Below are 10,102 nucleotides of genomic sequence, written 5' to 3'. Positions count from 1 at the left end.
CGCCGTCGACGCGCTGGAGGCGGCCCTCGCCGCCGGCCTGGACCCGGAGGCCGACGCCCCCCGCACCCGCGTGTCCACCGCCGCCGGGCAGCTGCTGCAGATGCCCTCGACGCGCGGGAGCGAGGTCGGCACCAAGCTGCTCACCCTCACGCCGGACAACCCGGAGCGCGGACTGCCGGTCATCCAGGGCGTCTACGTGCTGTTCGGCGCCCCGGGCACCCCCGGCCAGGCACCGCGGGCCGTGCTGGACGGCGTCGAGCTGACGGGCCTGCGCACCTCCGCGGTGTCCGCGCTCGGGGTGCGGCTGCTCGCGGACGCCTCGCCCCGGCACCTGGTCGTGTTCGGCACGGGCGTGCAGGCGTGGGAGCACGCGCTCACCTTCCAGGACGTGTTCGGGCTGGAGTGGGTGTCCGTGGTGGGCCGCGACGCCGACCGGGCCGCCGCCCTGGCCGCGCGCATCGAAGCGGAGCTGGGCGTGACCGCGAGCACCGCGGACTCGGAAGCCGTGGCGGAGGCGGACGTCGTGGTGACGTGCACGGCCGCGATGGCCCCGCTGTTCGACGGGACGCTCGTGCCGGAGCACGCGACGGTCGTGGCGATGGGCTCGCACACCACGGACGCCCGCGAGACCGACGACGCCCTGGCCCGCCGTGCGACCGTGGCGGTGGAGTCGCGGGACTCGGCCGCCCGCGAGGCCGGGGACGTGACCCTCGCGGTGGCCTCCGGCGCGCTGGCCGGGATCGAGGACACGGTGACGCTGGCCGAGCTCGTGGCCGGGACCGCGCGTCGTCAGGAGGGTGAGCCCGCCCTGTTCGTCACCACCGGCATGCCCTGGCAGGACCTGGTGGTGGCGAGCGCGGTGGCGCGGGTGGTGCTGGGCTGAGCCGGGGCGGCCGGGTCCGGCTGCCGGACCGAGGGCGTGTCCCGGCGACTGACGGCGAGGAGGACGAGGGCGCCGGCGAGCCCGACCAGATTTCTCGCCACGAGCGGGGCGCGGCCGGCCTCCGCGGTGTCGGCCCAGTCGAGCACGCCCCGTCTGGATAGAGTGACTCGCGCCACCCTCTTCACTGCAAGGCAGGACACATGATCGACGCACCCCTCGCCCAGCTCGCTGAGACGTACGCCCGTGACGTGCGGCTCGCCTCCACGAGCGGGGTCTCCGCCGAGCCGGAGGCGCAGCTGACGGTCCCGGTCTCCGAGTTCCTGCGCGCGTTCTCCTCCGTCACCGGGATTGGGGACCTCAGCCTGCTGCGAGAGGCCCAGCTCGACGGCGTGCGCCCGGACTTCGCCGCCCTGATCGACGGTCGCCCCTGCGGATGGGTGGAACTCAAGGCACCCGGCCACACGGTCATCGGAGAGAAGTGGCGCGGCCGGGAGAAGGGCCAGTGGGACCTGCTCTCCCAGCTGGACGCGCTGCTCGTCTCGAACGGAGACGAGATCGCCCTCTATGTCTCCGGCTCCCTTGTGGACACCGCGTTCCTGCCCGTCGACGGCGTCGCAGGCTGGGACGCGGACCGCCTGCGCACCGTCCTGGAACAGTTCACCCTGGCCCAGCCCCGGCCGATCACCCGAGTGAGCCAGCTCGCGGACCGCCTGGCCCCGCTGGCCCGCTTCCTTCGAGAGCGCCTCCAGGAAGGCCTGTCCAACAACTACCGCTCGGTGCGGGAGGCGAAGGCGGCCTGGGACCACACGGTGCACCACACGACCACGGACGCCCAGTTCGCCGGCGACGTCGCCCAGGTGGTGGCCTACTCCATGGCCATCGCCGGTCTCTCCGGCCAAGCGGACCGGAACGCCGACGGCGTGGTGACGCTCGAGGAGGCCAAGCACGCCCTGGAGACGGCCCACCGCAACGTGCTGGCGGCGTCCCTCGGACCGATCATCGGCATCCCGGCGCTCATGGAGTACATCGCCCCGGAGGTCGGGGCCATCATGCGGCTGGTGTCCAGCATGGACGTGGCCGCCATCGAGCGCTCCACGGACTCCCGTGGTGAGCCGTGGCTGTGGTTCTACGAGGACTTCCTCCAGCGCTACGACCCGGCCGCCCGTAACCGGGCGGGTGTCTACTACACGCCGATCAGTGTGGTGCAGTGCCAGGTGCGCGTGGTGGACGCGCTGCTGCGGGAACGTTTCGGTCAGACCCTGGGCTTCGGTGCCCCCTCGGTGGTGACGCTGGACCCCGCGACGGGCTCCGGCACCTACCCGCTGGCGGTCATCGACCGCGCGGAGGCAGCAGCCCGGGAGGAACGCGGCCCGGCGGGGGTGGCCCAGGTGGCCAAGAACCTCACGAAGAACCTGCTGGCCTTCGAGCTGCTGCCCGGCCCATACTCGGTGGCGCACCTGCGCATCGGCCAGCGGCTCGCTGAGGCGCAGGGTCACGCCTTCCAGGCGGAGGAGATCGGCGTGTACCTGACGGACACCCTGGAGGACCCCTCGGCGGGCATGGCGGAGGGGTTGTTCGGCGACGCGCGGGTCCTCGCCGAGGCCGCCGAGGCGGCCCGCCAGATCAAGCGGGACCGGCGCATCACCGTGGCCATCGGCAACCCGCCCTATGACCGGGTGACCTCCGGCACCGGCGGCTGGGTGGAGCACGGGGACGGCGAGGACGCGCTGTTCGACGACGTGATCGGCCCCGCCCAGGAGCAGGGAGTGATCTTCTCCGCCCAGGCCTCGCTGTACAACCTGTACGTGTATTTCTGGCGGTGGGCCATCTGGAAGGCGTTCCAGCAGGACCCCGGGGACCAGGCGATCATCTCCTTCATCACGGCGTCCTCGTGGCTGACCGGCCCGGCCTTTGTGGGTCTGCGCGATCTGGCCCGTCGGACGGCCAGTGAGATCTGGGTGATGGACCTGGGCGGCGAGGGCCGCGGGGCACGCCAGGAGGAGAACGTCTTCGACATCCAGACCCCGGTGGCGATCGTGACTCTGGTGCGCACCGGCAAGGCCGCCCGGGAAGCGTCCGTGTACTACCGGCGCTTCCGGGGCACGCGCGCGGAGAAGTTCGCGGCCCTGGACGAGGTGGCCCGGTTGGATCCCGACGACGGCACATGGGAGTGCCTACCCGGTGGGGCGGGCGACCCCTTGGCACCGGCCAGCGGCGGGGAGGACTGGGCGGCGATGCCCGCCCTGGCGGACCTCTTCCCCTGGCAGCAGCCCGGGATCAAGTACAACCGCGCCTGGCCCGTGGCCCCGGATCAGGACACTCTGCAACGGCGGTGGCGAGAGCTGTTGGCTGACCCGTCCGCGGACGCCCGTGCGGAGAAGTATGTGACGGGCCACTCTGGGCGCACCATCCACACCGCCGTGAGCGGCCTGACCCCCTTGGCGGCGCTGCCCGCCGACGCTGAGCACCGGCCGATCACACGGGTGGCGTGGCGCTCCTTCGACCGCCAGTGGACCTTCGACGATCCTCGATTGATCAACTTGGAACGCCCCGCTTTGTGGCAGGCGCTCTCGGACCGCCAGCTGTTCTTTGTCTCCCCCAAGACGGCCCGCATCAGCGGTGGCCCCGCCGTGACCGTGGCGACGGCGGTGCCAGATCTGCACTACTTCGTCGGCTCCTACGGCGGCAAGGACGTCATCCCCCTCTACCGGGACGCTGAAGCCGCCCAGCCCAACGTCACCGGCGGGCTGCTCCCGCTGCTGGGGGAGCGCTACGGCCGAGAGGTCACGCCGGAAGACCTGGCCGCCTACGTCATGGGCATCGCCGGCCATGACGCCTACGTCCAGCGGTTCGACGAAGCCCTCGAAGGCAGCCCCGTCCGCGTGCCGCTGACGGTCGACCCGGCCCTGTTCGCCCGTGCCGTGGAGCTGGGTAAGCGTCTGCTGTGGCTGCAGACCTACGGGGAGCGGTTCACTGGTGTAGACCGCCCCGCCGGCCGCGTACCCCGCATTCCTGGCCTGGGTTGGGAAGCCCCCGTGACGGCCTTGCCTGCCTCCCCGCGGGCCGTGTCCTACGACCCTGCAACCCAGCGGCTAAAGGTGGGGGACGGCGTCGTCACCGGCGTGAGTCCGGAGGTCAGGGCCTTCGCCGTGTCCGGCATGAACATCCTGGACAAGTGGCTCGGCGCCAGGACGGCCACCGGCATCGGCCGCGCCGCCGGCAAGGCAGCCACCCCGCTGGACCGTATCCGCCCCACCGAGTGGGCAGACGAGTGGAACGACGAGCTGCTCGATCTGCTCCGAGTGCTGACCGAGACCGTGTCACTGGGTGGCGACCAGGCAGACCTCTTGGACGAGATCCTCGCCGGCGACCTGATCCCGGCGAGCGAGCTCCCCGAACCGACCCCGGCCGAACGGAAGGTTCCCAAGACGATCAAGCGGGACTTCTCCACTGCGCAGGAGGAGATGTTCTGATGGACGCTGCGAACGTCATCGCCCTCGTGGTCTCCGTGTTGGCGCTCCTGGCCGCGGCATGGTCCGCCGTGGAGTCGTGGCGGTTGCGCCAGATCGAGAAGGGCCGCGACGAGCGGCAGGACCTGCGCGAAAAGCAGGAACAGGCACGCCAGGTCGCCGCGTGGATGTGCGTCGCCGCCCGGATCAATGACGAGTTCGGCGCCCCACCCACGCGGCGCTGGTTCCTCGCCGTGGAGAACTCCTCCCAGGTCCCGGTCTACGGGGCACGGGCCACGGTGGCGTCGAAGTATCCCGTTCCCGATCTCACCGCCGCCATGCTGCCTCCAGGACGCACCTACTTCGAACTGAGCAAGAACGAGTGGGGCTACGGCGTCCAGGCGGATGAACTGGACGTGGTCCCCCGGCCGCTGACCAACGCCGAACGGTTCCGGGTGACCGCCTTCACCTTCACCGACGCCGCTGGCGACCGCTGGTCCCGCGACCACCAGGGTCGGCTCTCAGCGACAAGTGGGAAAGAGTCTGAAGCGACTGATTGAGGGACAGGCAGGCAAGGGACCTGGACCAGCTCCATGCACAGCTCCGAGCCGACCACCCGCAGGCGGTGCCGGAGCAGCTCGAGTTCCATGGCCTGCGGTGTTTAACGGCAAGGACGACTGGACTGCCGCCCCCGTCGGCGTCCGCGCATGGGCCAGCCAACGCGCCGTCGAACTCATCGCCGCGCACACCCCGTGGTTCGGCTTCCAGGGTGTCGACGTCGACAGGCTGCGTCAGCGGCCTGGATGGGAAGACGCCAAACCGCACATCGTGGTGTCCGCTCAGCTCTTGAACCGCGTGCACCGGAGGACGTCCCTGCGTGCGGACGGCCTCCTGGTGATCGCCGATGACCACCACCTCCGCGATGACAGCCGTCTGACCTACCGACGCATGCGAGCCGCCTCGGTCCAGGGCCTCTCCGACGGAGCACTCGACCACCTGTTGGACACGATGTACTTCGGCCCTTCGAACCAGAGCCGCCTGCTGCAGGCCGTGGACGTCCTGACGTACTTCGAGCAGCGCCGCCGCCATGTCACTGAGCGCCACCGCGATGCCGTTCGCCGAATGAACGCCATCGGCCGATCGCTGAACAAGATCCGTCAGCACTCTTACGTCTGGACCCCTTGAACGCAGACACACGAAACCCCCGCTCGAAGGCGGGGGTCCGGTTGGACGGAAGACGCCGAAGCGCGTCCCGTGATGTCCAGTGTACTCGCCTCTGAGGACTCCCGACAGGGACATCCCGTTCGGGACCACGCCGCTCCACCCCGCCTCCCCGCTTGGACGCCCCCACTACCCTGGATCCCATGCCCGACCCCCCGCAGCCCCCCGCCGTTCCCGCGCACCCGGACCACTTCGGCTTCGAGGTGACCCACCGCCTGGAGACCCCCGGGCACGACGGCGCCCCGCTGGGCCGCACGGGCGTCATCACCACGCCGCACGGGCGGATCCAGACCCCGGCGTTCATCCCGGTGGCCACGCAGGCCACGGTCAAGGCGGTGCTGCCGGAGTCGATGAAGGACCTCGGCGCGCAGGCGCTGCTGGCCAACGCGTATCACCTGTACCTGCAGCCCGGCGACGACCTCCTGGACGAGGCCGGCGGCCTCGGCGCGTTCATGAACTGGCCCGGGCCGACCTTCACGGACTCGGGCGGCTTCCAGGTGATGAGCCTCGGCTCGGGCTTCAAGAAGGTCATCGACATGAAGGGCCCCGGCGCGCCCGAGGGGCAGGGCGCCGACGACGCCGTCGCCCCCGGCAAGGAGCGCCTGGCCAACGTCGACGACGACGGCGTCTGGTTCAAGTCCCACCTCACCGGGGACCGGCACCGGTTCACACCGGAGGTGTCCGTGGGCATCCAGCACAACCTCGGCGCGGACATCATGTTCGCGTTCGACGAGCTGACCACCCTGCACAACTCCCGCGGCTACCAGGAGGAGGCGCTCGAGCGCACCCGCCGCTGGGCCCAGCGCTGCCTCGACGAGCACGCCCGCCTCACCGGGGTCCGTGCTTCGCGGCCGTACCAAGCGCTGTTCGGCGTGATCCAGGGCGCCCAGTACGAGGACCTGCGCCGCAAGGCCTGCCGCGACCTCGCGGCGATGCGGGCCGAGTTCCCGGCCGCGGGGGAGCTCGACGGCGTGACGTCCGGCTTCGACGGCTACGGCGTCGGCGGGGCCCTGGAGAAGGAGAACCTCGGGACCATCGTGGGCTGGTGCGCGCAGGAGCTGCCCGAGGACAAGCCGCGCCACCTGCTCGGCATCTCCGAGCCCGATGACCTGTTCACCGCCGTCGAGAACGGCGCCGACACCTTCGACTGCGTCTCCCCCACCCGTGTGGCCCGCACCGGCGCGTTCTACACCCGCGACGGGCGCTACAACCTGCCCGGGGCGAAGTACCGCCGCGACTTCGGGCCGCTGGACCCCGAGTGCGACTGCTACACGTGCGCCCACTACTCGCGCGCGTACCTGCGGCACCTGTTCAAGGCGAAGGAGATGGTGGCGCACACGCTCCTCTCCATCCACAACGAGCGGTTCACGGTCTCGCTCGTGGACCGGATCCGCGCGGCCATGCAGGACGGGACGTTCGCGGAGCTCAAGGCTGAGACCCTCGGCCGGTACTACGCCCCGAAGGGCTGAGGGGTGCTGGGTGCGCCGGCACACGCCAGCACGCTGCGACGGGCGCGAGCCAGCACGCTGCGACGGCGCGAGCCAGACGTTTCTGCTGTCCAGAGCGGCCCTTCGCGACCGATTCGTCTGGCTCAGCGCCGCTCGGACGCGTGGGGGACGTGAGCCAGACGATTCGGCGGCTCCTGCACAGGGCCGCGGGCGCAGCTCACCCTCCACGGCCCTCGCGGTCGCGGCACCGTGTCCGCCCATGGAAGGAGAGGGTGGCGGCATGGTCGCCCCTCCTCCGCACCACGACGCCGCCCCCAGCCCCGTCTTCCCGGTCGCCGCGGGGCTGCAGGCCGGCCTGACGGCCTCGCAGCTGCGCGGCCCCCGATTCGACGCCCCGCACCACGGGCTGCGGCACACCGCCGGGGGTCAGCCCTCACTGGCCGACGTCGTCCGCGCCCTCCAGCGGACGAACCCCGGCACCGCGGCCACCCACGCCACCGCCGCTCGCCTCTGGGGGATGTGGCTGCCGCGGCAGTGGGAGCGCGGCCCCATCCATCTGGCGCGCACGCGGGCCGAGGGCGGGGCGCCGCGCCGCAGCGGCGTCGTCGGGCATGAACTGCACCCGCAGGACCCCGTGCTGGTGCGTGCCCGGGTGCGGATCACGACGCCGGCCGCCACCTGGGCGGCGCTGGCGCAGCTGGGTCTGCCGTTGGCCGACGTCGTCGCCGCCGGGGACAGCCTGCTGCAACGGGCTGACGGCCCGGCGGGCCGACGTCGTCCCGGCGACCATCCACGGTGCACCGTGCGTGATCTGGAGGCGGAGGTGCTCCGGGTGCGTGGGCGGCGAGGGACGCGGACCCTGCGGGCGGCCCTGCCGCTGCTCAGGGACGGCGCGGATTCGCGGGCCGAGACGCTCCTGCGACTGGCGCTGACCGACGCGGGCGTGCCGGGGCCGGAGGTGAATCCGCTGCTTCTGCTGAGTGACGGGTCCACCGTCCGGCCGGACCTGGTGTGGCGCGAGGCCCACGTCTGCGTGCAGTACGAGGGCGATCATCACCGGACGGACCCGCGGCAGTGGCGCCGTGACATCGAGCGCGACCGCCGGATGCAGGCCGAGGGGTGGATCGTGCTGCGCGTGACCGCCAGCGTCTTCACTCGGCGCGGTCTCGACGCCCTGCTGCGCGACCTCGCCGCCCACCTGCGGCTCCCTCTGCCTGCGTGAGCCAGACGAATCGGCCGCCGAGCCAGACGAATCGGCGGCAGGGGGGCGTGCGCACCAGCAGAAATCTCTGGCTCACGCCGCCGCCCCCGCTCGCGTCATCTCACACGAACGCGCCGACCCCCGTGATCTCGCGGCCGATGATCAGCCCCTGCACGGTCTCGGTGCCCTCGTAGGTGTGGATCGCCTCGATGTCCGCGAAGTGGCGGGCCACCTCGTTCTGGATGAGGATGCCGTTGCCACCGAGCAGGTCGCGCGCGTTCGCGGCGATGGACCGCGCGGCGCGCGTCGCCGAGTACTTGGCCATGGACGCCATCGGCCCGGTGAGCCGTCCCTCGTCCTCGAGCCGGGTCGCACGCAGCACGAGCAGCTGCACCTGGGTGAGCTGGGAGAGCATCTCGGCCAGGCGGGTCTGCACGCTCTGGGCGGCGGCCAGCGGTCGGCCGAACTGGACGCGCTGCCCCGCGTAGTGCACCGCCGCCTCGTAGCAGCCCACGGCCTTCCCGAGGGCGGACCACGCGACCCCCACGCGCGTGGCGAAGAGGACGCGGGAGGTGTCCTTGAAGGAGCGGGCCTCGGGCAGGACGTCGGCGTCGGGCACGAACACGCCGTCGAGGGTGATGTGGGCCTGGTCGATGGCCCGCAGCGCGACCTTGCCCTTGATGACCTCGGCCGTGTAGCCCTCGGACTCCTGGCGCACGATGAACCCGCGGACCTTCTCGTCCTCGGCGCTGCGCGCCCACACCACGGTCACCCCGCCGGCGGCCCCGTTGCCGATCCACTTCTTGTGCCCGTGCAGCCGCCAGCCGCCGTCGACGCGCTCGGCGCGGGTCTCCAGCGAGACCGAGTCGGAGCCGTGGGTCGGCTCCGTGAGCGCGAAGGCGCCGTAGAGCTCGCCGCGCGCCATGGCCGGCAGGTGCTCGGCGCGCTGCTCCTCGCTGCCGCACAGCTGGATCGAGCGCATGGCCAGACCGCCCTGCACGCCCGTCATCGTGGCGATCGAGCCGTCCAGGCGCGAGAGCTCCATCATGGCCAGGCCCGCGGCCACGCGGGAGATCTCGGGCAGCCCGTCCACGGGGACGCCGTCGCGCAGCAGGTCGGCCTGGCCCAGGCGGGCCACGAGGTCGAGCGGGTACTCGTGACGGTCCCACGCCTCCCGGATCCGGGGCAGCACGTCCGGCTCGAGCGCGAAGGCGCGGGCCCGACGCCACACGTCCTTCTCGGCGTCGGAGACGTCCGCGAGCGCGAGGTAGAAGTCGGTGTCCAGCGGCGTGGCGACGTCGTACTCGGGCTCGACGGTGGGCAGGGTCTCGGTCATGGTGGCCTCCCGGGCGGGGTCGGAGAGATGGGTGTGTCCGTCATCACCCTACACCGACTGACACGCCATCTCACAGAATCAGACGCAGTCTCACCTCCTCTCCGCGCCCGTGGCACCATGGCCCGCATGACGACGCCCGCCGAGGACACCCTCACCGCCCTGATCCACCTGCTGGACCGCGAGGGCTACGACGCCGTCACGGCCGACCAGCTCGCCCGCCAGGCCGGCATGAGCCGGGCCAGCTTCTTCCGCCACCTCGGCGGGAAGGAGGAGGTGGTCTTCGCCGACCACGCGGCGCTGCTCGCCCGCCTGGACGACTTCCTGCGCGGCACCTCCCTCGGCGTGCGGGAGGCCCTGGAGGAGGCGGTCCTCCAGGTCTTCCGGCATCACACCGCCGATCCGGACCGGGCCCGGGCGCGCTCCCGCCTGCTGCGCGGCTCCCAGTCGCTGCGCACGCGCGAGCTGCTCACCTCGCACCGCTACACGGAGCTGTTCTCCGGCTGGCTCGCCACGGCCCTGCCGGACACGCCCGCGCGCGGCGGGGTCGCCGTCGGGCTGGCGGCG

Annotated in this window: 8 protein-coding genes; 7 read left to right on the top strand and 1 reads right to left on the bottom strand. The window is 72.0% G+C overall.

Annotation, left to right across the window (positions count from 1 at the left end):
• From HMPREF3105_RS02355 to HMPREF3105_RS02330, 6 genes are all read left to right on the top strand, one after another.
• The coding region (locus HMPREF3105_RS02355; RefSeq protein WP_070708688.1) for an ornithine cyclodeaminase family protein at positions 1-883 on the top strand (883 nt) is incomplete at its 5' end.
• A 200-nt stretch (positions 884-1,083) separates the two neighbouring features.
• Complete coding sequence (locus tag HMPREF3105_RS13335) at positions 1,084-4,356, top strand: type ISP restriction/modification enzyme (protein ID WP_070708687.1); 3,273 nt, start codon at positions 1,084-1,086, stop codon at positions 4,354-4,356.
• Positions 4,356-4,892, top strand: coding sequence for a hypothetical protein (locus HMPREF3105_RS02345; RefSeq protein ID WP_036316098.1), 537 nt, complete (start codon positions 4,356-4,358; stop codon positions 4,890-4,892). Before HMPREF3105_RS13335 ends, HMPREF3105_RS02345 begins: the two co-directional genes overlap by 1 nt.
• Positions 4,893-4,989: 97 nt before the next feature.
• Complete coding sequence (locus HMPREF3105_RS02340; protein WP_012750724.1) at positions 4,990-5,517, top strand: DUF3800 domain-containing protein; 528 nt, start codon at positions 4,990-4,992, stop codon at positions 5,515-5,517.
• A 179-nt stretch (positions 5,518-5,696) separates the two neighbouring features.
• Positions 5,697-7,022, top strand: coding sequence for a tRNA guanosine(34) transglycosylase Tgt (gene tgt, locus HMPREF3105_RS02335; protein ID WP_070708686.1), 1,326 nt, complete (start codon positions 5,697-5,699; stop codon positions 7,020-7,022).
• A 259-nt stretch (positions 7,023-7,281) separates the two neighbouring features.
• The gene (locus tag HMPREF3105_RS02330; RefSeq protein ID WP_070708685.1) at positions 7,282-8,223 is read left to right on the top strand and encodes an endonuclease domain-containing protein; all 942 of its coding nucleotides are present in this window, start codon (positions 7,282-7,284) and stop codon (positions 8,221-8,223) included.
• A gap of 100 nt (positions 8,224-8,323) precedes the next feature.
• Here HMPREF3105_RS02330 and HMPREF3105_RS02325 read toward each other — a convergent pair whose 3' ends face one another.
• On the bottom strand, positions 8,324-9,538 hold the full coding sequence (locus HMPREF3105_RS02325) for an acyl-CoA dehydrogenase family protein (RefSeq protein WP_020624825.1): 1,215 nt from the start codon (positions 9,536-9,538) through the stop codon (positions 8,324-8,326).
• Positions 9,539-9,664: 126 nt separating this feature from the next.
• Here HMPREF3105_RS02325 and HMPREF3105_RS02320 point away from each other — a divergent pair.
• On the top strand, positions 9,665-10,102 hold a 438-nt coding region (locus HMPREF3105_RS02320), incomplete at its 3' end, for a TetR/AcrR family transcriptional regulator (protein ID WP_141762412.1).

The sequence above is a fragment of the Micrococcus sp. HMSC31B01 genome (assembly GCF_001816085.1).
GTDB lineage: Bacteria > Actinomycetota > Actinomycetes > Actinomycetales > Micrococcaceae > Micrococcus > Micrococcus luteus.
Note: the sequence above shows the minus strand (reverse complement) of the source record. Positions and strands in the feature narration are given on the sequence as shown.